At 64.2% G+C, this 26,015-nt stretch carries 19 protein-coding genes, 1 pseudogene and 1 riboswitch; of the genes and pseudogenes, 10 read left to right on the forward strand and 10 right to left on the reverse strand.

Features of this window, described 5'->3' with window-relative positions:
• Positions 1–178 precede the first annotated feature (178 nt).
• From RMR13_RS12740 to RMR13_RS12770, 7 genes are all read right to left on the reverse strand, one after another.
• Entirely contained in the window at positions 179–2,053 is a 1,875-nt protein-coding gene (locus RMR13_RS12740; protein ID WP_310601006.1) for an MFS transporter, read from the reverse strand.
• Positions 2,054–2,055: 2 nt separating this feature from the next.
• The gene (locus RMR13_RS12745; protein WP_310601007.1) at positions 2,056–3,297 is read right to left on the reverse strand and encodes an amidohydrolase family protein; all 1,242 of its coding nucleotides are present in this window, start codon (positions 3,295–3,297) and stop codon (positions 2,056–2,058) included.
• Entirely contained in the window at positions 3,294–5,444 is a 2,151-nt protein-coding gene (gene aas / locus RMR13_RS12750; RefSeq protein ID WP_310601008.1) for a bifunctional acyl-ACP--phospholipid O-acyltransferase/long-chain-fatty-acid--ACP ligase, read from the reverse strand. Before aas ends, RMR13_RS12745 begins: the two co-directional genes overlap by 4 nt.
• Before the next feature lie 78 nt (positions 5,445–5,522).
• On the reverse strand, positions 5,523–5,834 hold the full coding sequence (locus tag RMR13_RS12755) for an ArsR/SmtB family transcription factor (protein WP_409070296.1): 312 nt from the start codon (positions 5,832–5,834) through the stop codon (positions 5,523–5,525).
• Between the two features lie 118 nt (positions 5,835–5,952).
• On the reverse strand, positions 5,953–6,438 hold the full coding sequence (locus RMR13_RS12760) for a GNAT family N-acetyltransferase (protein WP_409070297.1): 486 nt from the start codon (positions 6,436–6,438) through the stop codon (positions 5,953–5,955).
• A gap of 285 nt (positions 6,439–6,723) precedes the next feature.
• On the reverse strand, positions 6,724–6,996 hold the full coding sequence (locus tag RMR13_RS12765) for a Txe/YoeB family addiction module toxin (protein WP_310601010.1): 273 nt from the start codon (positions 6,994–6,996) through the stop codon (positions 6,724–6,726).
• A complete protein-coding gene (locus RMR13_RS12770) occupies positions 6,996–7,271 on the reverse strand; it encodes a type II toxin-antitoxin system prevent-host-death family antitoxin (protein WP_310601011.1) in 276 nt (91 codons plus the stop codon). Before RMR13_RS12770 ends, RMR13_RS12765 begins: the two co-directional genes overlap by 1 nt.
• Before the next feature lie 64 nt (positions 7,272–7,335).
• On the opposite strand from RMR13_RS12770, the gene RMR13_RS12775 reads away from it, so the two are divergent.
• Positions 7,336–7,599: a hypothetical protein gene (locus RMR13_RS12775; RefSeq protein ID WP_310601012.1), complete on the forward strand. Its 264-nt coding sequence runs from the start codon at positions 7,336–7,338 to the stop codon at positions 7,597–7,599.
• Here the strand turns inward: RMR13_RS12775 and RMR13_RS12780 are convergent.
• Entirely contained in the window at positions 7,567–8,916 is a 1,350-nt protein-coding gene (locus RMR13_RS12780) for an NAD(P)/FAD-dependent oxidoreductase (protein WP_310601013.1), read from the reverse strand. The genes RMR13_RS12775 and RMR13_RS12780 overlap by 33 nt on opposite strands.
• 223 nt (positions 8,917–9,139) lie before the next feature.
• A riboswitch (cyclic di-AMP (ydaO/yuaA leader) is annotated at positions 9,140–9,273 on the forward strand.
• A gap of 48 nt (positions 9,274–9,321) precedes the next feature.
• Between RMR13_RS12780 and RMR13_RS12785 the strand changes: the two genes are divergently transcribed.
• Complete coding sequence (locus RMR13_RS12785; protein ID WP_310601014.1) at positions 9,322–11,259, forward strand: potassium transporter Kup; 1,938 nt, start codon at positions 9,322–9,324, stop codon at positions 11,257–11,259.
• A 51-nt stretch (positions 11,260–11,310) separates the two neighbouring features.
• On the forward strand, positions 11,311–13,017 hold the full coding sequence (locus tag RMR13_RS12790; protein WP_310601015.1) for a cation:proton antiporter: 1,707 nt from the start codon (positions 11,311–11,313) through the stop codon (positions 13,015–13,017).
• Positions 13,018–13,028: 11 nt separating this feature from the next.
• On the opposite strand, the gene RMR13_RS12795 is transcribed toward RMR13_RS12790, so the two are convergent.
• Together RMR13_RS12795 and dinB are read right to left on the reverse strand one after the other, a co-directional pair.
• The gene (locus tag RMR13_RS12795; protein ID WP_310601016.1) at positions 13,029–13,415 is read right to left on the reverse strand and encodes a hypothetical protein; all 387 of its coding nucleotides are present in this window, start codon (positions 13,413–13,415) and stop codon (positions 13,029–13,031) included.
• Positions 13,412–14,653, reverse strand: a complete 1,242-nt coding sequence (gene dinB / locus RMR13_RS12800; RefSeq protein ID WP_310601017.1) for a DNA polymerase IV — start codon at positions 14,651–14,653, stop codon at positions 13,412–13,414. Before dinB ends, RMR13_RS12795 begins: the two co-directional genes overlap by 4 nt.
• Before the next feature lie 136 nt (positions 14,654–14,789).
• On the opposite strand from dinB, the pseudogene RMR13_RS12805 reads away from it, so the two are divergent.
• The 7 genes and pseudogenes from RMR13_RS12805 to RMR13_RS12835 all read left to right on the forward strand — a co-directional run.
• A pseudogene (locus RMR13_RS12805) lies at positions 14,790–15,065 on the forward strand (GDP-mannose 4,6-dehydratase); the annotation flags it as partial.
• 126 nt (positions 15,066–15,191) lie between these two features.
• Positions 15,192–16,286, forward strand: a complete 1,095-nt coding sequence (aroC, locus tag RMR13_RS12810; protein ID WP_310601019.1) for a chorismate synthase — start codon at positions 15,192–15,194, stop codon at positions 16,284–16,286.
• Positions 16,283–17,371 carry an adenylate/guanylate cyclase domain-containing protein gene (locus tag RMR13_RS12815; protein ID WP_310601020.1) on the forward strand — a complete coding sequence of 363 codons (1,089 nt, stop codon included), beginning with the start codon at positions 16,283–16,285 and terminating at the stop codon, positions 17,369–17,371. Before aroC ends, RMR13_RS12815 begins: the two co-directional genes overlap by 4 nt.
• Positions 17,372–17,461: 90 nt before the next feature.
• Positions 17,462–19,069 carry a DUF2868 domain-containing protein gene (locus tag RMR13_RS12820; protein WP_310601021.1) on the forward strand — a complete coding sequence of 536 codons (1,608 nt, stop codon included), beginning with the start codon at positions 17,462–17,464 and terminating at the stop codon, positions 19,067–19,069.
• Positions 19,066–20,511 (forward strand): GTPase/DUF3482 domain-containing protein, encoded by a 1,446-nt coding sequence (locus tag RMR13_RS12825; RefSeq protein WP_310601022.1) that lies wholly within the window; start codon positions 19,066–19,068, stop codon positions 20,509–20,511. The genes RMR13_RS12820 and RMR13_RS12825 overlap by 4 nt, the downstream gene beginning before the upstream one ends.
• Before the next feature lie 8 nt (positions 20,512–20,519).
• Positions 20,520–22,508, forward strand: a complete 1,989-nt coding sequence (locus RMR13_RS12830) for a cobalamin-dependent protein (RefSeq protein ID WP_310601023.1) — start codon at positions 20,520–20,522, stop codon at positions 22,506–22,508.
• A 257-nt stretch (positions 22,509–22,765) separates the two neighbouring features.
• Positions 22,766–26,011 (forward strand): DUF748 domain-containing protein, encoded by a 3,246-nt coding sequence (locus tag RMR13_RS12835; RefSeq protein ID WP_310601024.1) that lies wholly within the window; start codon positions 22,766–22,768, stop codon positions 26,009–26,011.
• The last annotated feature ends 4 nt before the right edge of the window (positions 26,012–26,015 follow it).

The raw sequence follows: 26,015 nt of genomic DNA on the forward strand, positions 1-26,015 counted from the left end.
GGTCGTTTCGACGAGCGCAGTGCGGAGAGATCTCAGAAGTATCGGCAGAAGACCCTCCAGGATGCAATCGACTGAATGTGAGTGACAATCGGTTTCCAGCATGTCCGCCACACCTTCTTCCGTCTTGCGTTGACAGAGGTGTGCCGGAGAGATTGCCTGCCTGCGGCAGACACTCCGGTCAGCGACGCTCGCCCCGCAGTCGAATCACCTCGGCTCGCAGGTGTTCCGGAGTGGCGTCGGCCGGAAGGATTGCCTCGCCGACCGTCAAGGCGATGTGCGAGAACAGGCCGCGTCGGCCGAGGAAACGCTGGGCTTTTTTGCCGATCCGCGAGAAAACACTGCCCCATAATCCCTGCAAAGCCATGGGAATGACCGGTACGGGGCAACGCGCCAGGATGTGGCTGGCCAGTGGTTGGAACGGCTGTATTTCACCGTCCGGCGTATGGGTTATCTCCGGAAACAGCGCCAACAATTCGCCCTTGGCCAGGGCCTCTGCCGCTTGGTCGAGCACCTGGGTCCGTACTTCCTGTTCGTCGCCATGGAGGAAAGCGATAGCCCCGCTGCGGCGCAAAAGAGAGCCGATCAGCGGCTGCTGCACGTAACGACGCTCCACGAGAAAGCGGACCGGCCGTGGGGAGGCGGCCAAAATGATCGGAATATCGGCAAAACTGACATGATTGCAGGCCAGCATTGCCGCTCCTTCCTCGGGAAGATGTTCCGTGCCTTGCGTGTCCAGCCGATAAAGGCAATGTGCCAGCAACCAGGCCAGGAAGCGGAGGAGAAATTCCGGCACCAGCCCGTAAATGTAACAGGCGACGGCGGCATTGCAGGCGGCGGCAACGGCAAACAACCATGGAATGGTCAAACCCGCGCTCAACATGGCCGCCGCCGCGATCGACCCCACGACCATAAACAAGGCGTTGAGGATATTGTTGGCGGCGATGATCCGAGCCCGGTGTCCGCTATCGCTGCGCACCTGGACCAGGGCGTAAAGAGGAACGATGAAAAAACCTCCGAACATGCCGATCAAAAGCAAGTCGATCAGCAGGCGCCAGGTCGAGAATTGGCCAAGCAGCGCCCAGAGGCCAAGGTGGGCGCCGATCACCGGATTCGCGGGAGAGGCCAGCGCAAGGTCCAGGGCGAACAGGGTCAGGCCGATGGAACCGAAGGGGACCAGGCCGATTTCTATGCGTTTGCCCGCCATCCGCTCGCAGAGCAGGGAACCGGCACCGATCCCGGTGGTGAAAACGGCGAGCAGCAAGGTGACGGACGATTCGCCGCCGCCCAGGACATTTTTGGCGTAGGCCGGGAATTGGGCCAGGAACAGGGCGCCATAAAGCCAAAACCAGGAAATACCCAAAATGGAGAGGAAGACGGAGCGGTTTTCACGGGCGAAATTGATGTTGCGCCAGGTTTCCGTGACCGGATTCGGATTGATGCGTAATTGCGGCTCCGGCGGCGGCGCGGTCGGGATGCTGCGGCTGGTCAGGTACCCGGCGACGGCGATCAGCAGGCCGCAACCGGCTATCCACAGGGGATGGGCGGCCCCGGCCAACAGACCGCCGGCCAGCGTGCCAATGAGGATGGCTATGAACGTTCCGGCTTCGATGAGGGCATTGCCGCCCATCAGTTCTTCTTGCCGCAGGTGTTGAGGCAAGATGGCGTATTTGACCGGTCCGAACAGCGTGGAATGGCAACCGAGCAGGCATAAGGCCCCCAGGAGCAGAGGCAGGCTGTGCCGCCAAAATCCCGCGGCAGCCACGAGCATGATGGCGATTTCCAGCAATTTGACCAATCGGGCCAGCATGGCCTTGTCGTATTTGTCCGCGAGTTGGCCGGCGGTTGCGGAAAAGAGAAAAAACGGCAGGATGAAGATCCCGGCCGCCAAATTGGCCAGAATCTCGATTTTGAGATCCGTCCATGCGGCCGCCTGGAAGGTGAGCATGACCACCAACCCGTTCTTGAACAGGTTGTCGTTAAAGGCCCCGAGAAACTGGGTGATGAAGAAAGGCCGAAATCGTGGCGTATTGAACAGACTGAACTGGGAACTCATGGTCAGGCCCTCGTGAAAAAAAGACGAGTTTGAAAAACAGAGGCGGCAAAGGAGTTCCCCTGCCAGCGGAGCAGCCGTTTGAGCGCGAAATCGAAAAGCAAGGGATTATGCTCGCGTAATTTTTCCAATCCGTCGATGGAATCTCCGGGCAACAGGCCCGCCCGCGCCAAGCTGGCCGGTGCAATCAGGGGCAGGATGCCTGGCAGCGGATAATCGGAGCCGTGCAGCAGGCGGGAATGCCAGTCGGTTCGGGAAAGCAGGGTCTTGGTGATCGCCAATGGGCGGTTGCGGAGAGTAATGGCGGAAATGTCGCCAAAAAGCAGTCCCTGTGCCCGCGGTTCGTCCATCATCCTGCTGAAGAGGCGGAAGCTGTCGGTTTTCGGCCCCGCCGGTCCGCGGTCCAAGTCGATGTCCGTCCCCATGGAGGCGCAGTGAGCGACGACGACCCGGACGCCGGCGTCCAGCGCTCGGCGTAACCGGAGTGGATTGTTGAGGTGCTGTCGGCCCTTGCCTTCGACCGCCTGCTCCTGGCCGCAGTGAACGATCAAGGGCAGATCGGCAGTGGCCAGGGCGCGGTAGAAATCGTCGCAGCGAGGGGCGGCCGGATCTATGCCCATGGCCGAAGGCAACCATTTTATCGCTCGGGCACCGCCGGCTACGGCCTGTTGCAGGGCGGGCAGGCTGTCGTTGCGGTAGGGATGGATGGAGGCGGCCCATTCGAATCGGGCCGGATAGGCTGCGGCAAGACTGCGCGCGTATTCGTCCGGGACGTACATGGTCAATTTGTCGGAATCCGGGCGCCCGGCCTCGTCATGAAAACGATCGAAGGCGAACAGAAGGGTCTTCGCGCCCTGGGGCATGGCATCGATCAGTTGGAGCAAGCGGGACACGTAACTGATGTCCACCCCTTGGCTGGAATCGGTGCAGCCGCCGTTCATATACACAAGGCGCTGCCCGTACTGGAGCGGGTGGCGGGCGGAAGCAAGTTGCGCTCCAAGGACAATGCCGCTCTTGCTGTCGCCGGTGCCGGCCAGATGAACATGGCAGTCCCAGAACTGGTGCGGATCGATCTCTTGCCAGAGGGTATTGAGCCTCGGATAGTGCTCCAGGTCGGGAAATTCCGCCGGGCGGCAGGGATTGCGCAGACGCGGTTTTGCCAGGATGGGTCCGGTGGCGCCAAGGGCCGCGACCCCGGCCAGCAGGCCGAGAAAACCCCGCCTTGTCAGAAGATCCGAAGGTTTCATGCCGAAAGTTCCCCGGCGCGTCGGGTGAGAGACGGGTAGTCGATTTTTCCCGTGCCCAGTAGGGGCAGCGCGTCCAGGAAGTGCACTTTACGCGGCAGCGCCAATTCCGGAATGCCGAGTTTTTTCGCACCCGCGGCCAACAGGGCACGAGTGAGGTCGGCATCGGTGGTGAACAGCACGATGGCTTCGCCTCTGGACTCGTCCGGCAGGGCAAGGGCGCCATGGCTGTGCTCCGGTGAGACGGCCGAGGCCAATTTTTCCACCACCTCCAGGCTGACCATTTCTCCGCCGATCTTGGCAAAGCGTTTGAGCCGCCCCAAGATGCTGACGAATCCCTCGGCGTCGACGTCCACTACATCGCCGGTCGCATACCAGCCCGCTCCCAGTTCGGAAGTCGGCGCTTGCACCACGCCGGGCCGATCCGCCTTGAGATAGCCGCTCATCAAGTTCGGGCCGCGGACGTGGAGCAGGCCGCCGTGTTCCACGCCCGGCACCGGCAGCACCCTGGCTTCGATGCCGGGCAGAAAGGTGCCGACCGTGCCGGTTCGATACGCCATGGGGGTATTCACTGCCAGAACCGGCGCGGTTTCGGTGGCGCCATACCCCTCGAAAATGCGAATGCCGAATTTCTCGAACCACAGGTTGCGCACGGTCTCGGTGAGCTTTTCCGCCCCGGCCACCACATAGCGGAGCCGATAAAAATCGTACGGGTGGGCGGATTGGGCGTAATTGTTCAAAAACGTCGAGGTGCCGAACAAAACGGTGCAGTTGCGGTCGTAGACCAGCTCCGGGATGATGCGATAATGGAGCGGATTGGGATACAGAAAGAGCCCCGCCCCAGTGAGAACGGGCATCAGCGTGCCGGCGGTCAGCCCGAAGGAGTGGAAAATCGGCATGGCGTTGAGCACCTTGTCGTCCACGGAAAAATCGATCACGGCCCGTACTTGGGCGATATTGGAGAGAATGGCCCGATGGGAGAGCACCACACCCTTGGGTTGGCCTTCCGAACCGGAGGTGAAAAGGATGACCGCCGGATCCTCGGGAGAGGAGGGAAGGGCAAAGGTTCTGGGGAATCGGAGCGCATAGGCCCAGAGCCATATTTTATCGGGCAGACGGATCTGGCCGATCAGGTCTTCCAGGTACACCAGTTCGATACCGCGCAGTCCGGACAATTTATCCGCGATTTTGGTTTGTTCGACAAAGGCGCGCGCGGTCAGGACGAGACGGACTTCCGCTGCGGTGCAGGCCGCTTGCATGGCTTCCATGCCGGCGGTGTAGTTGAGCATGGCCGGAACCCGGCGGCGAGCGGAGAGGCCGAGCAGCAGGCCCAGGGTGGAAGCCATGTTGGGTAGCAGCAAGCCGATCCGTTCGTTCTCCGTCGTGATTCGTTCCACCTGGCGGCTGAGCGCGAGGGTTATTCGCAACAGATCCTTGTAAGAATATTCGACTTGCCGGATATCTTCGAGCACCCGGCGCGTGCTGCCGAATATCTCCGCCGCGTCGCAGAGCGCGGTATACAGGGTTTGGGATGGCCTGGATGCAAAAATCATTTCCTGCATCAAGCGCCGCATGGCTTCGCCGGCCATTTTCCGGCGCAGTTTGGCGGTGGCCGCTTCGGGCATGGGAATACGGGTGACGGGCAGGACGGTGATGTGGATCTTGGGAAAAAGCGATTTCCGGGTCTTGCCCGACAGACGGGAAAAATAACTGCGCGAGGCGCCGTCCAGGCGCACCGGCAGGATGGTGGCGCCGGTTTTGGCGGCGACAAAGGCCGGGCCGTCATACACTTTCATCAGACTGCCGGTGGTGGTGATGCGTCCTTCGGGAAAGATCACTACCGGTCGCCCCGACTCCAGCAACCGCACCACTTTTTTCATGGCTATCGGATTGGTCGGGTCCACGGCCAGGTAGTCGACCAGGGAGAGAACCAGGCGGAAAAAACGATTTTTGGCCACCACGGTATGCACCACGAAAACCGGCCGGAGCGGCAGAAACAGCCCGAGCAGCAAGCCGTCGAGAAAAGATTCGTGGTTGGCCACCACCAGTAACCGTTCGGCGGCGAAGGCGTTGCTGTCCCCCCGGACCGACACCCGAAAGAGCAAACGGCAGCAAACTCGAAGCAGGAACGTGATCAATGAGCGAAACATGCGGGCACCTCACGATAGAGTGGAGAACGAGCGGATTGAAACTATATTTTTAAACATTTCGACATATCAGGGAAAATTTTATTCCAAGCTCCGGACATAAGTCAAGACGTTGTCGAGCACCTGCTCCAGGTAGGGGCAGTTTATCCAGTACCAAACCTCCTTGCCGATTTTTTCCGAATTCAGCACCTTGGCTTCGCGCAGGATTTTGAGATGATGCGAGACCGTGGATCGGGACAGGGTCGAAACCTCGGCGATCTGGCCGACATTGAGTCGTTCGTTTTTTTCGAACAGCAAGAGAATGCGTTGGCGGTGTTCGTCGCCAAGCGCGGTGAACACGCGGGACATCGGTTGCCAAGCATCCGGAAGGGTACGGGTATAATCGATTTTCATGTCCATATATTTACACTTGTCGACACGTTTTGTCAAAACTTTTCTTCCGCGCCTTGCATGCATGGCGCCGCAAGCGAAACGATCCACCAAAGAGTGGCCGGGCGATTGAGGGCAGGGATCAGGCCGGATGACGCGGCAGTCGCAGGTGAATGAGCGCGACCTGATTCCCCTTGTTATCCTGCCGTTGCTCAATGGCATAGGGCTGAAACCCCAACTTGGGGTAGAGCAGCAGCCCCGCCACGTTTCGATTGAAACAGGAAATTCTGACCTCGGCGGCCTGGTGCTTGGTGAAAGCCATGTCCATCATCCGTTCGATGAGATATCGACCCACGCCCAGCCCGCGGGCTGCCGGGGCGACGATGAGGTTGCCGATCGCGCAACAGCCGCCCGTTTCCCATCGGTAAAAATTGGCGAAAGCGACAACAGCGCCATTGAGTTCAACCACCGTTGAGTCCGAGCGTCGGGCGATTGCCTCGCGCAACTGCGGCACGGTCAGCGGGAATGTGGCCTGCGGGAAGCAGAAGAACAGTTCGCCTGCATTTTGCGGAAAACCGCAGATGAGCGGTATCTCTTCTTCGGCAACGGGACGATGGCTCAAGGACATGCTTTCACTGCCGGCCAATATTTGCGTTATCTGATGATATGTTGCGATCGTGGCGTCTTTTTTCCTGCGCCGCCAGGGCCGGGCTGTTCCTGTCCACTTTCGCCAAGCGGGTGTGCTGCGGCATGGCCGTTCCCAGCCTGGAGCATAAACAGACGGTTTTGGAAAATCAGCCCTGGCCGAAGGCAAGGGGCCGGAACACGAACTGCGCCGCCTGCTGCGGGAAATTGAAACCGGGCAACGCGAATTGAAGGCTGCCGCCCCAAGGATTCGATGAACTCCGGCACGTCAGCGTTTATCGTAATGGTAGCGGCATTGCAGAATGGTCAGGGTGTCGGACTTTTCGTCCCAGGCATAGACGAGGCGGTGTTCCTGATCGATACGGCGCGACCAGAAACCGGCAAGCTGGAATTTCAACGCCTCCGGCTTGCCTTCGCCCTCAAAAGGCGTGCGCAAAGCGGCGGCAATCAGCAGATTGACGCGCCTGCATTTCTTTTTATCGTGTTCCTGCCAGTACAGATAGTCCTCCCAGGCTTTGGGAGTCCAGGTCAGCAGGGCCATTATTGGCCGTCTTCTTCTGTAATGTCGGCAAGAGCGCGCGGGAGGGCTTTGCCCTGTTGCAGTTCGGCGATGCTTTCCAGCAGCCGTTCGGCGTTGGCCGGGTTGCGCAGAAGATGCGCTGTTTCCTGGATGCTGTTGTATTCGTCCAACGACATCAGCACCACGGGCCGGGCCTTTCTGCGGGTAATGACCACAACGTCGCTGTCGTCGCAAACGCTCTCCATAAGGGAGGCCAAGTTTTTTCTAGCTTCGGAATAACTGATGGCGTCAAGCATGATTTCACCTCATTTGTACAATATATAGTACAAGTTTTTCTCTTCGTCAATGGAAGGCTGACGGATGCTTGCCAAGCACATCCACTGCCAGCCGGAACGCGACCGATACGGCAGGCTGGCCCGGTACATCGTCGACGCCGGGCATGACGGCGAAAAGTGCCTTGTGAGCTGGTGCGTCGGGTGCAGCACAGAGGACGATTACGACCTCGCCATCATCGAAACCGAAGCCACACAGGCGCTGAACACCCGCAGCGTCAAAGAAAAAAACTACCACCTCATGCTCAAGGACATGCTTTCACTGCCGGCCAATATTTGCGTTATCCGGTGATATGGTGAGCTCGTAGCGTCTTTTTCCCTGCGCCGCCGAGCGGCCGGCCAGCCAGCCGGTGGCAAAGGCGGCCTGGAGATTGTAGCCGCCGGTATCGGCCTGGAGATCGAGCACCTCGCCGGCAAAATAGAGGCCGCGCACCAGCCGGGAGGCCATGGTGCGGGGATCGACCTCGCGGGTGTCGACCCCGCCGGCGGTGACGATGGCCTCGGCCAGGGGCCGGTGGCCGGTGACGGGCAGGCGGAAATTCTTCAACCAGTGGCGCAGCCGCTTGCGTTCCTCGCTGCGGATGGCACCGGCCGGCGCTTCGGCGGCCAGACCTGTCGCTTCCAGGGCCACCGCCACCATCTCCCTGGGAAGCAGGCCGCGCAGCACGGCGGCCAGCGGTTCCTTGCGCCGCTGCTCGAAATCGCGTACCAGGCGGGCGTCGAGTTTTTTTTCGTCCAGGGCGGGCTTGAGGTCGAGCAGCAATTGCACCGTTTGCCCCGCCCGCAGGGCATCGACCACCCGGCCGCTGATGGTGAGGATCACCGGCCCGCTCAGGCCGTCCTCGGTGAAGGTCAGCTCGCCGAAGGCCTCCTCCCGTTTCTTGCCGTCGATGAACAGCCGCGCCCTGATGTTGCGCAGCTGCAGGCCGGCCATTCCGGCTGCGGGGCTGCCCTGGGCGATCAGCGGCACCAGGGCCGGGCGGACGGCAACCAGGCGGTGCCCCGCCGCCTCCGCCAGCCGGTAGCCGTCGCCGGTGGAGCCGGTCAAGGGATAGGAGGCGCCGCCGGTGGCCAGCACCAGGGCGTCGCAGGCAATCGTTTCGGCCCCGCAGACCACCCCGGTGACCGCTCCTTCGGCCAGCACCAGGCGGCTGACCGCCATGCCCGGGCGGACTTCGACCCCGCAACGCGCCAGCCAGCGTTCGAACACCGCCAGCACCTCCGGTGCCTTGCCGGAGGCGGGAAAGACGCGGCCTCCCCGTTCGGTCACTGTTTTCAGTCCAAGTTCGTGAAAGAAATCAAGCAGGTGTGGGGTGAAGAAACGGTGGAAGGCCTGGCGGAGAAAGGGGCCGGTGGCGCCGAAATGGCCGAGGAATTCGGGTAGCGGCGCCACGTTGGTGAGATTGCAGCGACCCTTGCCGGTAATGCAGAGCTTGCGGCCGGGCCGGGCCATCTTTTCCAGAAGCACGACCCGGGCACCCGTCAAGGCGGCCTGGCCCGCGGCCATCAGACCGGCGGCGCCGCCGCCCACCACCACCACTCGGGATGACGGGCCGGCCGGTGTCGGGCCGGCGAGGTCGATTGACGAACAGGAGGTGGAAGCGCGCATGCCGGAGTACTACCCCATACCACGGGAAAAAACATCACAATCGTTGTCGGTCCACCCGAACGGGCGGGCCCGCTCGGGCTTGCGGGCTCCAGGTGGCCGGAGGCCTTTCGCCTCCGAAGAATTCGATTGCAAAAGGCAAAAAAACGAGAGAAGATATTGCGTTGCCGCCGCAGCCGTGCATAGTTAGTATGCGATAGCCGGTTTTCGCGGATGCGGCGCGCTGCAAAAGAAAACGCTTAATCCCGCCGGCTTGCCGCGGGAGCGGGGGAACCACCTTCACGGGGCGGATCGCACACGCGTAAGGCATCTCTCAGCCCGAGCCCGTCAGCTCACCTCGTCAGCATCATGGGAGCCTCCGGTTGTTGCCAGAGGCTGCATTGCCTTGGTCACCAACAGGAGAATTCCGTGGACGCGTCCGTTGCCCCCGCCCCCCCTGCACCCGCTCAACCTGTCTCCGCCCACGACGAGCACCATCATCCCCAGGCCCCGTTGGGCCACCTGGCCCTGGCGGCCCTGGGCATCATCTACGGCGACATCGGCACCAGTCCGCTGTACACTTTGAAGGAGTGCTTTTTCGGCACCCACGGCGTGCCGACCACCCAGACCAACATCCTGGGGATTCTCTCCCTGGTCTTCTGGTCCCTGATCTTCGTGGTCAGCATCAAATACATCCTCTTCGTCCTCCGGGCCGACAACAAGGGGGAAGGCGGCACCTTTTCCCTGCTGGCCATGCTCCGCAGCCGGCTGAAGAACGAAAAGCGGCGTTGGGCCATCCTGACCGTCCTCACCGCTTCGGGCGCCTCGCTGCTCTACGGCGACGGCGTGATCACCCCGGCCATCTCGGTGCTGTCGGCCATCGAGGGCATCAACATGGCCACCGACGCGGCCGCCCATTTCGTGGTTCCCCTGACCTGTGTGATCCTGGGCTCGCTGTTCTTCTTCCAGCGGCACGGCACCGCGGTCATCGGCAAGGTTTTCGGCCCGGTGATGACCGTCTGGTTCGCCACCCTGGGCGTGCTGGGGCTGATGGCCATCGTCAAGCAGCCGCTGGTGCTCTCCGCCCTCAACCCCGTCCACATAATCACCTACTTCTCCGCCAATCACCTCCACGGCACGGTTTCCCTGGCCTCGGTGGTGTTGTGCATCACCGGCTGCGAGGCCCTGTACGCCGACATGGGCCATTTCGGCCGCCTGCCCATCCGCCTGACCTGGTATCTGGTCGTCCTGCCCGGCCTGCTGCTCAACTATTTCGGCCAGGGCGCCTATCTGCTGATGAACCCGGAGAGCGCCGGCATCAACCCCTTCTTCGCCCTGGCGCCCAAGGACATGCTCTATCCTCTGGTGTTTTTGGCCACCTTCTCGACCATCATCGCCTCCCAGGCCATGATCTCCGGGGTCTATTCTCTGACCCAGCAGGCCATTCAGCTGGGATTCATCCCCCGCATGCGGATCGTCCACACCTCCGAGATGGCCAAGGGGCAGATCTACATCCCCACGGTCAACTGGATGCTGATGATCGCCTGCCTGACCCTGGTGCTGGTGTTCGAGGAATCCGACCGCCTGGCCGCGGCCTACGGCTTTGCGGTGACCGCCTCGATGACCATCACCTCGACCATCTATTTCCAGGTCACCCGGATCAAGTGGAACTGGCCGCTGTGGCAGAGCCTGGCGCTGCTGCTGCTTTTTCTCCTGTTCGACAGCTCCTTCCTGGCCTCCAACATCTTCAAGGTGGCGGACGGCGGCTGGATCACCATCTGCATTGCCACCGTCATCCTCGCCGCCATGATCACCTGGCGCGACGGCCGGGCCTTCTTAGCCAAGCATTACGAGTTGATGCGCCTGCCGACCGACGTCTTCCTCAACGATCTTGCCAAGTACAGCCCGCAGCGGACCAGCGGCACCGCGGTCTTCATGTCCATCCACCCCGAGGGCATCCCCCATACCCTGCTCCACCACCTCAAGCACAACGAGGCCCTGCACGAGCGGGTGCTGCTTTTTTCCGTCCTGTCGGCGGAGACGCCGACCATCGCGGCCGGGGAGCGGGTGCAGTTGGAGGACCTGGGCCAGGGCTTCTACCGGGTCAAGGCCTACTACGGGTTCATGGAGAGCCCCAACATTCCGCGAGTCCTCGAACTCCTGGGCAAAAAGGGGCTGGCGATCGACATCTACACCACCTCGTTCTTCCTCGGCCGGGAGACCCTTTTGCCCACCGGAACCTCGCCCATGGCCAAGTGGCGCAAGCACCTGTTCATCTTCATGGCGCGCAACTCCTGGAACGCCACCTCGTTCTTCAAGGTGCCGCCCGACCGGGTGGTGGAGCTCGGTAACCAGGTTGAGATCTGAGCGGGCCGGAGGCTTCCGGACGCGGTCATCCTTTTTTTTGCAAGAACGTTCATGCAACCCGATGCCATCACCGTTCTCCTGCTTTCCTTAAGCGTCCTGCTGATCGCGGCCAGGGTACTGGGCGAGTTGGCGCACCGCCTGCGGCAGCCGGCGGTGGTGGGCGAGTTGCTGGCCGGGGTGCTGCTCGGGCCCACCGTGCTCGGGGCGGCCGCGCCGGAGATCAACGTCTTCCTCTTTCCCCAGGACGGGCCGGGCGCCGTGGCCTTTGAAACCATCGCCGGCATTGCCGTGACCCTTTTTCTGATGGTGGCCGGGCTGGAGGTCGACCTTTCCAATGTCTGGCGCAAGGGCCTGGCCGGGCTCAAGGTCGGCGTGGCCGGCATCGCCATCCCCTTTGCCGCCGGCCTGCTCTGCGCCTGGCACCTGCCGCATTTCTTCGGGGCCCAGCCGCATATCGACCCGCTGCTCTTCGCCCTGTTCCTGGCGATCGCCATGTCGATCTCGGCCCTGCCGGTGATCGTCAAGACCCTGCTCGACCTCAACCTCTATCGCAGCGATTTCGCGGTGGTGATCGTCAGCGCCGCCATCTTCAACGACCTGGTCGGCTGGGTCGTTTTCGCCGTGGTCCTGGGCATGATCGACAACGCCGCCGACCTCGGCCACGGCGTCACCCGCACCGTGCTCCTGGCCCTGGGGTTCGTGGTCTTCGTGTTCACGGCGGGCCGCAAGCTGATCCATCGGCTGCTGCCCTATGTCCAGGCCTACACCTGGTGGCCGGGCGGTGAAATCGGCTTTGTGGTCATCCTCACCCTGCTGGGGGCCTCCTTCACCGAATGGATCGGCATCCACGCCATTTTCGGCGCCTTTTTCATCGGCATGGCCGTGGGCGACTCGCCCAACCTGCGCCGCCGCAGCCGCTACATCCTGGACCAGTTCATCGCCAACGTCTTCTCGCCCATCTTTTTTGCCAGTATCGGACTCAAGGTCAACTTCATCGCCCATTTCGACGGCCCCCTGGTCCTGGCCATCCTGGTGCTGGCCTGCGGCTGCAAGCTGGTCGGTGGCGCCATGGGGGCCAAGTGGGCGCGGATGGGCAACCGCGAGGCCCTGGCGGCGGGCTTTGCCATGAATTCGCGCGGGGCGATGGAGATCATCCTGGGGCTGCTCGCCCTGGAGCGGGGGATTATTTCCCAGGAGCTGTTCGTGGCCCTGGTGATCGCCGCCATCGTCACCTCGATGATGGGCGGGCCGATGATCCAGGCGATCCTGCGGCCCGTCCGCAAGGTGCGGCTGGAGGATGCGTTCCGGTCGGCCCTGTTCCTGCCCGGATTGCGGGCCGATTCGATGAAGGCGGCGATCGAGGAGATGGCGGCGGTGGTCGGCCGGGTGCTCAAGGGGCGGCTGGAGCCGCACCGCATCCGCCGGGTGCAGTGCGCCCCCGAGGACGTGGCCTGCGCCGCCATCGTCAACGACGTGCTGCTTTTGGCCGCCGGGGTGGAGGAGATCGGCCGGCCCTACGTGGTGGTCGGCATCTCGGCCGAGGGCCTCAGGCTGTCGCCGCTCGACGAGCACCGGGTCCACGTGGTGTTTCTGATTTTATCGCCGACGGCCGATTCCGCGATGCGCGGCGACATGGTAACCGAACTCTCCCAGCTCTACCGCGACCCGGCGATGATCGAGCAGACCCTGCAGGCGCGCGGCTTCACCGATTTTCTCGCTTTGATCCGGACCTCGACGGTGTACCTGCGCAAGGAGTGACCCCGCGACAATCAGGGCCGGGTTCTGCCGAATCCCCAGGCAAAGGAGGTCCTGGTCCATGCGCCGCCGCCGAGACGCACGCCGGCGAACATGGTTTCGGCCATCCCGGTCGAGCCCATCAGGCGGGCCACCTCGATCATCAGTTCGGCATCGGCGACCAGGCGCTCCACCTCTTCCCCCGGACGTCCCGCCCAGTACTTGAGATCGTGCCGAAAGCAGGCCGGATAGAGATCGTATCCCTTCCATTGGTCAAACCACAGCGAACAGCCGTCGGACTGAAAGGGCAGGTCGGGAGGATCCCGGAGGATTTTCGTCCACAGCGCCTTGAGCCCGAAATGGGCGCAGATGGCCTCGATGCGATCGAGGGTGACGATTTCTCCTTGGGCGGGGAGGTTCATTCCTGGCCTCCTTGGCCGTGGCGGCCGGTGGATGGGGCGGTGGCGACGACCGGCGTGCGGCAGGGCAGGGCGGCGGGGCCGTCTTGCCGGCGGTCGATGGTAAAAACGTTGTGGGGAAGTGCCGGCTGCGGCCGTCTGCCGCAACCGGATTCCGGGAAGGGCAAGGACAACTGGCGGATGCGCCTTTGGCGCGCTTCCCGCTCGTCGCACAGGTTGGCGACCGTGACCCCGACCAGGCGCACCGGCCGTCTGCCCGCCTCGGTCGCGGCCACAAGGTGCGGCAGACAGGCGAAGATATCGGCGGGGTCGAAAAATCCCTGGGCCGTGGTGCAGGAGCGGGTGATCGTGGTGAAGTCGTTGTAGCGGATCTTGAGGGTCAGGGTACGGCCGCCGGTTCGTTTGCTCGCCAGCACCTCGGCCACCTCCTGCACCTGCTGCCGCAGCACCGCGTTCACTTCGGCCAGGGTGAGGATATCGGTGGCCAAGGTGGTTTCCGAGCCGATGGATTTCCGGACCCGTACCGGCTCCACCGGTCGGTGGTCGATGCCTTGGGCCATGTCGTGGAAGAACCGGCCGGACTTGCCGAACAAGGCCACTAATTCCTGGGAGGAATGGCGGAGCAGGTCGGCGCCGGTGCGGATGCCGTGCTCCCGCATCTTGTGTTCGGTCACCCGGCCGACGCCGTAGAACTTGCCGATGGGCAGGGTGGCCAGGAAGGCCTGGGCCTGGTCCGGGGGAATGACGGTGAGGCCGTCGGGCTTGCGGTGGCCGGAGGCGATCTTGGCCAGGAATTTGTTGTAGGAGACCCCGGCCGAGGCGGTGAGGCCGGTGGCCGCGCGGATGGCGGCGCGGATGTGTTCGGCGATCCGGGTGGCCGAGGGCTCGCCGAGTTGGTTGTCGGTGACGTCGAGGAAGGCCTCGTCCACCGAGAGCGGCTCCACCAGGGGGGTGTAGCGATGGAACAGGGTCATGATTTCCCGTGAAATTTCCCGGTAGCGTTCCATCCGTGGCTTGACGAACACCGCCTGCGGGCAGAGCTGGTGCGCCCGGCCGCTGGGCATGGCCGAATGGACGCCAAAGACGCGGGCCTCGTACGAGCAGGCCGCGACCACGCCCCGGCTGCCGGGATCGCCGCCGACGATCACCGGCAGGCCCCGCAGTTCCGGCCGGTCGAGCTGCTCGACCGAGGCGAAAAAGGCATCCATGTCGACGTGAATGATCTTGCGAACGGACGGCATGGGAAAAATGGTTTAGCCTCAGGCTGTTATCGCCATTGACGCTGGTTGCGCTCACGGCTATTATCGATGCGGATGCACCGACATGCACCCGTTTTTTCTTCATCCCACCATACTCTCAGGCATGAAAACGGACAATATGAACGCGTATCAGCAACAAAAAGATCTCCTGCGCCAACAACCGGCCACCTGGCTGGTGACCGGCGTCGCCGGCTTTATCGGCTCGAACCTGCTGGAAACCCTGCTCGCCCTGGGGCAGCGGGTCGTCGGCCTGGACAACTTCGCCACCGGCCATCAGCACAACCTCGACGAGGTCGAAACCCGGGTTGGGGCCGAGGCCTGGACGCGGTTTCGGTTCATCCGCGGCGACATCCGCGACCTGGTGACCTGCCGCGAGGCCTGCACCGGGCTGGACCAGGCCGCCGAGTGGTATATCGACAGATTTTCAGGAAAATAGCGAACCGGGCCATGCCTGCGGGCCGAAACCGCCGGCGGACGCGTCGCCATCGGCGGTCGTAACAACAAGGGAGAAGGAGCGCACATGTCCAGCACGCTGGGAACACTTTTCAAGGTCACCACCTTCGGCGAATCGCACTGCAAAGGGGTGGGAGCCATCGTCGACGGCTGTCCCCCCGGCATGGCGCTGACCGAGGCGGACATCCAGCCCCAGCTTTCCCGGCGGCGGCCGGGCCAGTCCGACCTGGCCACCCCGCGCCAGGAGGCCGACCAGGTGGTCATCTATTCCGGCACCGAGTTTGGTCGGACCCTGGGCACCCCGATCATGCTCCTGGTCCACAACAAGGACCAGCGGCCCCAGGATTACGGCGAGATGAGCCGAATTCCCCGGCCCTCGCACGCCGATTACACCTACCAGATGAAATACGGCATCCGCGCCTCCAGCGGCGGCGGCCGGTCCAGCGCCCGCGAGACCATCGGCCGGGTGGCCGCCGGCGCCATTGCCGAAAAATGGCTGCGCGAAACCTATGGCACCGAGATCGTGGCCTGGGTGAGCGCGGTCGGCGATATCGAGGCCCCGCCGGCGGACGTGGAGCGGATTGGCCGGGCCGAGGTCGACCGGCATCTGGTCCGCTGCCCCGATCCCGCCGCCGCCGCCCGGATGGAGGCCCTGGTCAAGGAGGTGCTGGCGGCCAAGGATTCCGTCGGCGGCATTCTCACCTGCGTCTGCCGCCAGGTGCCCGTCGGCTTGGGCGAGCCGGTTTTCGACAAGCTGGAGGCCCGGCTGGCCCAGGCCATGCTGTCGCTTCCGGCCACCAAGGGGTTTGAGATCGGTTCCGGTTTCGCCGGCACCCGCATGCGCGGCAGCCGCCACAACGATCCCTTTGTCCGCAAGGAAGGCGGGCTGGGCACCAGCACCAATTTCAGCGGCGGCGTCCAGGGCGGCATCAGCAACGGCGAGCCCATTGTCTTCCGGGTGGCCTTCAAACCGGTGGCCACCATCGGCCAGGATCAGGAAACCGTCGATTTCAACGGCGAGCCGGTCACCCTGGCGGCCAAGGGCCGCCACGATCCCTGCGTGGTGCCCAGGGCGGTACCGATCGTCGAGGCCATGGCCGCCCTGGTGCTGGTCGACATGGCCCTGCGCCAGCGCGGCCGGCAGCCGGCCGGTTCGTCATGATCGATCAGGAGGGCCAGCAGTCGGCCACCATCATGGTGGTCGAGGATTCCATGATCAACCAGCGGGTCCTGCACAATCTGCTGGACAAGGCCGGCTTCACCGTGCAACTCGCCAGCAACGGCAAGGAGGCCCTCGACCAGCTCGAACGGCGACATCCCGACCTGATCCTGCTCGACATCCTGATGCCGGATATGGACGGGCTGGCGCTGTGCCATCGGCTCAACAGCCAGAAGTCCACCCGCGACATCCCGGTCATCTTCATCTCAGCACTCGACAACACCGCCGACAAACTCAGCGGTTTTGCCGCCGGCGGGGTCGATTACATCACCAAGCCCTTTCACCCGGCCGAGGTGCTGGCGCGGATCGGCACCCACCTCAAGATCTGCCGGCTGCAGCGGCAGCTGGCCGAAAAAAACCGCCAGCTTGAGCTGGAAAAACAGAAATCCGAAGCACTGCTGCTCAACGTCCTGCCGGTACATGTCGCCGCCGAGCTGATGGAAAAGGGCAGCTGCATCCCCCACAGCTTTGCCAACGTGGCGGTCTGTTTCGTCGATATCGTCCAGTTCACGGCCGCCGCCGCCACCTTGGCGCCGGAGGTGCTCATCGGCGAGCTCAACGATCTGTTCACCGTCTTTGACCTGATCGCCGAGGCCAACAACTGCGACCGGATGAAGACCATCGGCGATGCCTACCTCTTTGTCAGCGGCATGCCCGAGCCGAGCGACCGGCATGTCAGCGACGCGGCCAAGGCCGCGTTGGCCATGGTGGACTTTGTCCGGGAACGCAACCGCTTCGCTCGGAACTGGCAGGTACGGATCGGCCTTCACGTCGGCCCGGTGGTGGGCGGGATTGTCGGCACCAAAAAATACCTCTACGACATCTTCGGCGACACGGTCAACGTCGCCGCCCGCCTGCAGACCCTGTCCGAACCGATGCGCGTCAATGTTTCCTCCGCGGTGTACAGTCAGCTGCGGCACGAATTCGCGTTTTCCTGCTCGCTCGACGTGGAGATGAAGGGCAAGGGCACGCAGTCCACCTATTTTCTCGAGGAGCGGCAGCAGCCCCCTCCCTCGGCCGCCGCCTAGGTCGCATCCGCCCGGAGCCCGCCCCATGCCGCCCCGCCCCCCTGTCCCGTTTTCACGCCGCGCGCGGCCGGCCTCGCCGGAGGTGGACGCATGAAGATTTCGTGGACCATCGCCGATCTGATCGATTTCCACTATTTTTTTCGGATGGACGAGGAATCGCGGCACGCGGGCGGCGAGGCGGCCCTGGCCAAGCGCGACCGGATGATCTATCTGGCCAAGATCGAGCCGCAGCTGGGCAAGGCCGACACGGCGCCGCCCCGGACGCTGGTGCGGAAATGGCTGACCATCCGCCGGCTGCAATATCGGCGGCAACAGGCGGCCGAGGGCACGCCGCTGCCCGGCACCGTGTGGCGGGAGCTGGCGGTCCTCTGCCAGGTGCTGCTGTTCGGCCTCGGCCTGTTCGCCGGTCTGGGCGGGGCCGGTTCCCTGCTGTTGTACGCCGGGACGACGCCGCTCAACGTGTCGGTCTATTTCGGCCTGTTCGTGCTCCTGCAGATGGCGATCCTCATCTTCCAGGGACTGGTGTTCGGCTATCGGCTGCTGCTGCGGCTGCCGCTGGAAACCTCGGTGTTCTATCTCTTCCTGGGCCGGATGCTGATGCGCGGGCTGGACGGTATCCGCCGGCGGCTGCAACCGGTTCTGACCGGGCGCCAGCGGCTTGACCTGGCGGCCATCGCCGGCAACGTGCGCCAGCGCAAGGAGCTGGCGGCGCTGTTGATTTGGCCGGCCTTTGCCCTGGTGCAACTGGGCGGTATCGGCTTCAACCTGGGAGTGCTCGGTGCCACTTTGGCCAAGGTGAGCTTTGCCGACATCGCCTTTGCCTGGCAGTCGAGCCTGCAGCTCTCCGCCGAATTGGTGGCCGGCCTGGTGCGGTGGATCGCCTTGCCCTGGTCCTGGTGGCTGCCCCAGGCGGTGCCGACCCTGGCCCAGGTCCAGGGCAGCCAGATGGTGCTCAAGGAAGGCATCGCCCATCTTTCGACCGCCAACCTGGTCGCCTGGTGGCCCTTTCTCTGCTGCGCGGTGGTGGCGTACGGCCTGCTGCCCCGTTGCCTGTTGCTGGTGCTGGCTTTGGTGCGGCAGCGACGGGCCCTGGCGCAGCTCCATTTCGCCACCCTGGATATCCGGCCGCTGGTACAACGGATGACCGCGCCCCGGCTCGATACCAACGGCCTGGGGGATGGGGCGCGGGCCGATGCCGGCCGGATTCCGGCTCCGGCCGGCGAACCGGGGCAAACGGCCTCCGAGGCGCCGGTGCCGGCAACGGCCATGCCTTTCGCGCCAGGGGAGCGCTGGCTTTTGCTGATCCCGGACGAGCTGGACGGGGACGAGCTGCGCGCCGCCCTGGCCGGACAGTTGCGGCCGGAGTTCAATGCTGCTTTCGACTATGTGCGCCACGGCGTGCCCGGCCTGACCGATGCCGAGATCCTGGCCCCCCTGGCCTTGGCCGCGACCCCGCCGGCGGGCGCCCTGGTGCTGCACGAGGCCTGGCAGCCGCCGCTCAAGGAAACGGAAACCCTGGTCCATGGCCTGCGCCGGCTGGTGGGCGAGCAGGCGCCGATCGCCATCCTGCTGATCGGCCGGCCCACGGCCCAGGCCGTGCTGACCCCGGTCAATCCGGAACACCTGCGGGTCTGGAGCCAGAAGATGCGGGCCCTGGGCGACCCGCAGCTCTCGGTCCGCCCCCTGGTGTCGCCATGAAATCCCCTGTGCCTGAATTCGCCATCATCGGCCACCCCAACGAAGGAAAATCCTCGGTGCTCTCCACCCTGGCCGAGGACGATTCGGTGCGGGTCAGCCCCATCCCCGGCGAGACCGTGATCCGCCAATCCTTCCCGGTGCGGATCGACGGCCGGGAGATCATCCGCTTCATCGACACCCCCGGATTCCAGAATCCGCGCCAAACCCTGCAATGGCTCAATGCCTACCAGGGCTCGGAAGAGGCCATGCTGTCGGCCTTCATTGCCGCCCACCGGGACGATCCGGACTTTCACGACGACTGCGAACTGCTCGGGCCGGTGGCCGAGGGAGCGGGGGTGATCTTCGTGGTCGACGGCTCGCGGCCCCTGCGCCACGTCGACCGGGCCGAAATGGAGATCCTCCGCTTGAGCGGTGCCCCCCGGATGGCGGTGATCAACTGCAAGGAGGAGGAAACCGGTTTTCTCGACCAGTGGCAGAACGAATTTCGCAAGCATTTCAACGCGATCCGGCTGTTCAATTCCTGTCGGGCCAATTACCGCCAGCGGATCGACCTGCTGGAGAGCCTCAAGGCCATCGACCAGCGGCTGGCGCCGGTCCTGCAGGCGGTGGTCGAGGCCTTCCAGGACGACTGGGAGCTGCGCAGCCAGCGGGCCGCGGCCCTCCTGGCCGGTTTCCTCCAGGAGGCCCTGGCCTACCGGCAAACCGTGCCCTGCGCCCCCGAGGACGAGCAGCAGCGCCGGCAGGAATTGCACCAGGCGTACTGCGCCCAGGTCGCCGCCCTCGAGCACCGGACCCGAGAGGCGATCCGGGGCCTGTTCAAGCACAACATCTTCAATCTGGACCTGCCGCCGCAGTCGATTTTGGCGGAAGATCTGTTCAGCCGCAAGACCTGGGAATTCCTCGGACTGCGCGAGTGGCAGGTGATCGTGGCCGGAGCCCTGGGCGGAGCGGCCCTGGGGGTGGGCATCGACGCCGCCACCATCGGCACCTCGTTTGGCCTGTTTTCGGCGGTCGGCGGCCTGATCGGCGCCGGCGCCACCGCCCTCAAGGGCAAGGAGCTCCTCTCCGGGGTCCGGCTTCTGGGCATGCGCATGGGCCACGACCAGTTGCAGGTGGGGCCGGTGACCAACATCCAACTGCTCTACATCCTGCTCGACCGGGGGCTGCTGTTCTATGCCCACGTGATTAACTGGGCGCACGGCCGCCGCGATTACGAACGCATGACCCACCCGGTCCCGACGGCGGGTAAGGGCGGCTTTACCAGCCACTGGAGCCGGGAGCAGCGGGCGATTTGCGACCGGTTTTTCCAGGCGGTGCGCAAGGGGCACGAAGGCGAGCTGGAAGAGGCCTCGATGGCCCTGCAGGATTTGCTCCGCGACCAGTTCGTCGACATCGCCGAGGATCGCCTGCCAGCCGGTACCAGCGACGAGCCCCCTGCCTGAGCACGCGCATGGCCGCCCGCTTTCTGCTGGTCAACTGCGCCAGTCCCTATTTTTTCTACATCCCCATGGGCGGTTTCGGCCTGTGCGATGCCCTGAAGCAACAGGGCATGGCCGCGCGGCTCTTCAATCCCGCCCTGTACCCGGAGGCCGAGGTGCGGGACCGGTTGCTGGCGGTGCTGGCCGAGTTCGCCCCCACCCATGTCGGCTTTGCCTGCCACTGGCAGGAAACGGTCCACGGCCTGCTGGCGGCCCTGGCCGTGGTCCGGGAATGGAACTCCACGGTGCCAACCCTGGCCGGCGGCTTCACCGCCGCCTATTTTGCCGAGGACCTGCTACGCACCGTAGCGGAGCTCGATTGCGTGGTGACCGGCGATCCGGAAGAGCCGGTGGCGCACCTGCTGCAAGGACGACCGCCGGCCGACATCGCCAACCTGGTCTGGCGCGGGCAGGACGGCGCGATCCGGCGCAGCGACCGCACCTGGCTGATCGGGCAGCAGCAGTTGGACCGACTGGCCTTTGGCGACTGCTCGCAGCTGCTCGATGCCGAGCTGTATATCCGGACCATCGACACCAAGCTGGGTTTTCCGCTCCTGCTCGGCCGGGGCTGCGCCTTCGACTGCGCCTACTGCGGCGGCAGCCGCCACGCCTTTCGCCTCCATTCCGGCCGGACGCGGCCGGTCACCCGTTCGATCGCGGCCATCCTTGCCGATCTGCACCGGCTGAAGCCATGGACCCGGATACTCTACCTCTGCTACGAAAACGACCAGGGCCTGGTCAAACGCCTGTTCCGGGCCATTGCCGACGATCCTCACCTGCAAGGCCATTTCCTTTTGCATTACGGCGCCTGGCACCTGCTCGACGCCGAATTCCTGGAGCTGTACCGACAGGCCTTTGCCTGCACCCTGGCACCGCCGATCATCGAATTTTCGCCGGAAGTGACCGACGATGGCCGGCGGGCGGCCATCAAGCGGGGCGCCACCTACGGCCTGGCCTCGCTGGAGGCAAACATCCGCGCCATCGCCGCGGCCTTTGGCGGCCGGGTGCGGATCGAGGTTTTCTTCAGCCGCTATCATCCCTTGCTCGACGCGGCGGAGCTGGAGCGGGAAGCCGGAGCGGTGCTGCTGTTCGCGCACCGGATGGTGCGTCAGGGACTGCCGGTCCAGGTGTGCAGCGACCATCTCTCCACCGACGTTGCCAGCCGCTATTGGGAGGAGTGCCAAGATCGACCCCGCGATTTCGCCCGCTTCCTGGCGCGCAAAACCCAATTGGACGAGGGCCGGCTCTATCCCTTTCCGGTGGACAACCTCTGCCTGCTGATGCCCGACCACCTGCCGCCGACATTCCTGATCCGGCACGAAGCCCTGCTGCTGGTGCTGGAGCGGCTGGAGCGTTGGTGGCGCGAACCCCTGCACATCCTCCTGGCCTGCCTGGGCGACCGCTGGCTGAGCGAGTTGGCGGCCACGATCGAGCCTTGGCTCAAGGAGCAGGGCAGCCGGACGGCCTTCTTTGCCGAGCCGCCGCTGGCGGCGGTGCTGGAAGCCCTGGAAAAACGCCTGGTTGCCGGTGAGCTGCCGCAGATCCCGTTTTTGGCCGATTTGTTCCGTTTCGGCCTGCGCAAACTGGATCGAGCTTCGCGTTCCGCCAGTACTCATCCGTCCCCGCAGGACACCGCCTCGGCAAGCCTGGTGCTCGATCGGGAGCGGATCGGCATCCACCAGCAGGACTATCTCGATCTGCCCGCTTTGCTGCAACGCCTGGACGAGTTCGACCGCAACCCGCCCTACCGGCGCACGGTCTGCCTGTTTTTACCCAGCGGCATCGTGGCCATGCCCCACGCCTTGTACCGGGACACCTTCCGGCGCTTCGAGCGGCCCCTCACCCTTGCAGACTACCGCAAGGCTGTTGGCCGGGAAGCGCGTATCGACCCGAAACAGCACGACCTCCTTCTTGCCCGGCTACTGGACGAGGGATTGCTCATCCCGGCCCCGTGTCCTTGAACGGAGCCCCGGCCGCTTGCGCCGTGACGGTTGGCGGGAGATCGGCTCCCCACGGTTGGCAATCCGCATCAAATATGTTATTCGTTGTTTTGTTTAGATATTCTCTCCTGCCGCATGGCCGAGGCATCGAATCGCTGGGTGCGGATGGCCCGACCGGGCCGGCGGGTTGAGGCCGCCGAAGTGCGGCGCTGGCCTGTACGAAGATTTCGGTGGCACGCAATACGGCGGGATGCCCGCCTTTTTCCCACGGGAGGAACATGGGCAAGGTTCTACGCAAGGTGGTGACCGGCAAGTGGTTTGTGGCTGCGGTGGGCCTGGTGTCGCTCTATGCGCTGACCGGTTTTCTGGCGCTGCCCTTCCTGCTGAGCCGGTCCCTCCCCCATCTTGCCGAGCAAAACTGGCGCTGCCGGGCAGAGGTGGAATCGATCCGCCTCAATCCCTTCCTCCTGACCGTTGAAATCAAGGGCCTGAGCTTGCGGCAGGCAAATGGCCAGCCCCTGCTGGCCTTCGACCGATTTTTTGCCGATCTGGAAACGGAAAGTCTGTGGCGCCGGGCGCTCGTGCTGCGCGAACTGACGCTGGTCAAGCCCGAAGCGCACCTGGAAATCGAGCCCGACGGCACCCTCAACCTCATGCGGTTTGTTGCCGGCAATCAAGCACAGGATGCCCAGCCTTCCTCCTCGCCCCTGCCATTTTTCCTGTACCGGCTCGACCTGCGCCAGGCGGCGCTGCACCTGACCGACAAGCGGCCGGCCGTGCCGGCGGTACTCGCCATGCAGGACATCGGCCTGGATGTCCGCAATTGTTCCACCCTGCCGGACCAATCCGCCACCTATACATTGGCCGCCACCATGGCGGAGCACGGTACCCTGGACGCGGAGGGAGGTTTTTCGTTGCTGCCGCTGCGCTCGCAGGGCAACTTGGCCTTCAAGGGGATCGGGTTGGCCAAGTTGTGGCAGTTTGCCCCGGACAGTCTGAATCTGGACCGGCCGGATGGCACCGTCGATCTTGCCCTTGCCTATGAACTGGATGCGGCCAAGGCGCCGATCCGGGTTGGTTTGCAGGATGTGCACCTGGCGGCTACCGGCCTGGCGCTCAAGCTGCGGCAGGCGGGGAAGACAGCCGCCACAGCCGATGGACAAGGCCGCGCGGTGCCTGCCCAGATGGCGCTGGAGGGCCTCGATTGCCGCCTGCAGGCGCATCTTGAGCTGGGCAAGGGTGCCCCGGCGGTGTCCCTCAAGGAGATAACGGCCCGGATCAAGGGCCTCAAGGTGGCCGGTGCCCATGCCAAGGAGCCGCTTTTCGCCACGGACAGCCTGTCGCTCGAAGGCGGCGACCTGGATCTGAAGGGGCAGAAGGTGACGGTCGAGCGGATTGCGCTCCACAACGGCCAGGCCGACGTGGTCCGCGAGGCCGACGGGGGATTCGGCTGGCAGCGGCTCGGCCAGGGCGGCACGGCCGGGACGACGACCAAGGACAAGAAGTCCGCGACGGCGAAGCAGGCCGCGGCCGAGCCGGCATCCGCCTGGAAGACCCTGATCAAGTCCTTTGAGCTCGAACAGTTCCGCATTCGGTTCACCGACTTGACCACGGCAACGGACAAGCCGGTGGTCAGCCTCCGCAATGTCAAGGTCAAGCTGACCGGGATCGACGGCCATTCCCCCATGGACTTTGCCATCGGGTTTCAGGCGGAACAGGGCGGGAGCGCGGCCGTCAGCGGGACCGTGCAGCCGGAGATTTTGGCGGTGGAAGCCGATATCGATCTCAGCAAGCTGGCGCTGATGTCGCTGCAGCCGTATCTCGAGCCGTTTGTCCGCTTGAAGGTGCCTTCGGCCCTGGTGTCGGCCCGCGGCCGCCTGGGCTATGGGCTGCCGAAAATGCCGGCTCAGGGGAGTTACGAGGGCAGCTTTGCCCTGGAGAAACTCCGCCTGGTCGATGCGGCCACCGACAAGCCCTATCTGGGCTGGGACGCGCTCAAGGTGCCGAAATGCCGGTTGACCCTTGAGCCCACCCGGCTGGAGGCACAGGAAATTACGGTCGTCAAACCGGTGAGCGCCATCATTGTCAACAAGGACAAGACCCTCAACCTGGCCCAGGTAATCAAGGAGCAGCCCGGCCAACCCGGCCCGTCCAGCCAGCAGCCGCGTCCGGCCTCGAAAAAAGCCGACTCAACGCCGGAGAAGGACGGGTTGAGCTATCGCATCGACCGGGTCCGGATCGAAAGCGGCGACCTGGTTTTTGCCGATCTCAGCCTGCTGCCCCAGTTCAAGACCCGCATCCACGACCTCGGCGGCACGGTGGTCGGGCTCGCTTCGGCGAAGGAAAAGCAGGCCAAGGTGCAGCTGGAAGGGCGGGTCGATGAGCTGGGGACCGCGAAGATCAGCGGCGTGCTCAGGCCCAGCGATTTTGCCAAGGCTTCGGATTTGAACCTGGTTTTTCGCAACCTGGAGATGAGGAACCTCTCGCCGTATTCCGGCAAGTTCGCCGGGCGATTGATCAAGAGCGGCAAGATTTCAGCCGATCTGGGCTACACGCTCCAGGACTACAAAATGACCGGCAACAACAAGATCGTGATCGACAACCTGGTCCTGGGGGACAAGGTGGAAGCCCCGGAAGCGGGCAATCTGCCCCTCGATCTGGCGATCGCTTTGCTCAAGGATGCCAGCGGCCGGATCGACATCGGCCTGCCGGTGACCGGCGACTTGAACGATCCGCATTTCAGCCTCGGCGCGCTGGTCTGGAAAATGCTGACCAATGTGATCACCAAGGCGGCGGCGGCGCCGTTCATGGCCCTGGGGGGACTGCTCGGAGGCAATGCCGACCGGTTCGAGACCGTGGCCTTCGCACCCGGCAGCCACGATCTGGCTCCCGTCGAACAGGACCGGCTGCTCAAGCTGGCCGAGGCCCTTGACCGGCGGCCGAACCTCAAGCTGATCGTCCAGGGGCGCTACAGCCCCGGAATCGACGGCCTGGAGCTGCGGGAGCGAAGCGTGCGCCGGGCCGTGGCCGCCCTCTTGGGCACCAAGCCCGGTCCGGACGGGATACCGGAATTGCTCGATTTTTCGGACGACGATACCCAGGATGCCCTGGAAGAGCTGTATGTGAAGCGGTCGGGCAAGGAGGCGCTGGCCGTGTTGGACAGCCAGATCGAAACCGGGGCGATCACACCCAGGATGCCGGCATGGGCCATGGACAGCCCGCGCAAGGAAGCCAGCATGGCCGCGAAAATGATCGGCGGCCTCCATCTCTACAAGATGATCCCCGGCGGCAGGAGCCCCGAGCAAGCCACGCTCCGGGCCGGAGAACTCTATACCCGCCTGGTCGAGCAGGAACGGGCCGGCGACGAGGCCCTGCGCCAATTGGCGCAACAACGCGCCGAGACCGCAATCGCCCTTTTGGCGCGTCAGCAGCGGATTTCCAAGGAACGGGTCGGCAGCAGGCCGCCGGAACCGCTGGCCGACGACGAGCCGCCCGCGCTCACCCTCTCCCTGGATGTTTTCTGAGCAA

The organism is Desulfobulbus sp. (assembly GCF_031547805.1).
GTDB lineage: Bacteria > Desulfobacterota > Desulfobulbia > Desulfobulbales > Desulfobulbaceae > Desulfobulbus.